General features: G+C 65.0%; 3 protein-coding genes. 1 reads left to right on the forward strand and 2 read right to left on the reverse strand.

All coding sequences use genetic code 11. The features are described from left to right. The coding region (locus tag HMPREF2581_RS33820) for a DUF2958 domain-containing protein (RefSeq protein ID WP_371914909.1) at positions 1–328 on the reverse strand (328 nt) is incomplete at its 3' end. 62 nt (positions 329–390) lie between these two features. Between HMPREF2581_RS33820 and HMPREF2581_RS11610 the strand changes: the two genes are divergently transcribed. Further along, positions 391–687: a helix-turn-helix domain-containing protein gene (locus tag HMPREF2581_RS11610; RefSeq protein WP_016254210.1), complete on the forward strand. Its 297-nt coding sequence runs from the start codon at positions 391–393 to the stop codon at positions 685–687. Between the two features lie 393 nt (positions 688–1080). Here the strand turns inward: HMPREF2581_RS11610 and HMPREF2581_RS31940 are convergent. Continuing rightward, positions 1081–1211: DUF736 family protein (locus HMPREF2581_RS31940; protein ID WP_139181907.1), on the reverse strand; the 131-nt coding region annotated here is incomplete at its 5' end.

Here is a 1211-nt window from a genome sequence, read left to right on the forward strand (position 1 = left end):
CGAGCGACACCAGCAGCCAGGTCACATGCGCGTCGGGGGTAAACAGGCGCACCACCGGCAGCGGGTCGAGGCGCTGGCCAGCGGCGAGCGCCTCGCCGTGGGCCAGCAGCCGAGCGCGTTCATCAGCGGTGACAAGCTGCAGGGTCATGGGCAGAACTCCCACGGAACCGTGCATGCGTGTGGAAACACGGATGCACAAGCCATCGCATCCGTAGAAGAACGAAAGCGCAGAAGCGCAATTGCAGGAAGCCGGAAAGACACGGATGCGATTCCCCGGTTCTGTGGAAATCCGTAAATGCGGATTTCCGTAAAAGCACGGAACAGCGATTTTTGGGCACTGAGTTAAAGATAACGTGGTTTTAATTGTCCTGCGATTTGACGCTTCTGTCCATGCAGAAGCGATCCGTCCAACCTGGCCGCCCGGCCGGTGCCACCACCTTCGATGCCGAACTGGCGCAAGCCTTCGGCGCGGCGGTGCGCGCGCTACGGACGGAACGAGGGATCGCGCAGGAATCGCTGGCACACCTGGCCGGCATCGAGCGTTCGCACATGGGCAAGGTCGAGCGCGGCGAACACATGCCCACGCTGGCACTTATCTTCAAGATCGCCGGCGCGCTCGAATGCAGCACGGCGGTATTGATGAGCGAGGCTGAAAGCCAGCTCGCAGCAGCAGCGGCCCAGCCGTAGGCGCAGGCCGGGCAAGGCGGGCCGATCCGGTGCAGCCGGTTCGGCGGTGTTCAAGGGGCGCCAAGCGCAGCGCGGCGGGGATAGCCCGCAGGGCTTTCCCCTGGAGGCAAGCAAAGCGCGCAGCGCCGCCAGGCGCGAAGGCGTGAGGGATTGAAGCCGAATGGACATGACGCCATTGGCGGCATGGGGCGCAGCCCGAAAGCCCGGCGGCGCAATGCGCCGACACGCCATGCTGTTCCTACTGCCACGGGCTTCGAGCCATTCGACCATCACCAATGCAATGCTGGCCTTGGACATGCGGGACATGGGGCAACTGCCGAAACCCTGTGCGTGCGATGCTGCGATCAGCAGCACCGCGCCCCGCCGCAATGGGCGGGGCGCGGTGGGCGGCCGTCAGGCCGCCTTGGGCTTGCTGCGCGACCAGATGAGGTCGTGCGTGTCATTCTCGCCTTCGATCAGGCGGGCATAGACCGTCGCCGGGAATGAAGGATCGTCGATGGCCACCGACAGGTAATCCCGCCCGG

It is taken from the genome of Pseudomonas sp. HMSC057H01, from assembly GCF_001836405.1.
Classification (GTDB): Bacteria; Pseudomonadota; Gammaproteobacteria; order Pseudomonadales; family Pseudomonadaceae; genus Pseudomonas; species Pseudomonas aeruginosa.

Bases quoted from the DNA above. Each gene is read 5' to 3' on its own strand.
- HMPREF2581_RS11610 (WP_016254210.1), top strand. From the start codon at position 391: ATGCAGAAGCGATCCGTCCAACCTGGCCGCCCGGCCGGTGCCACCACC.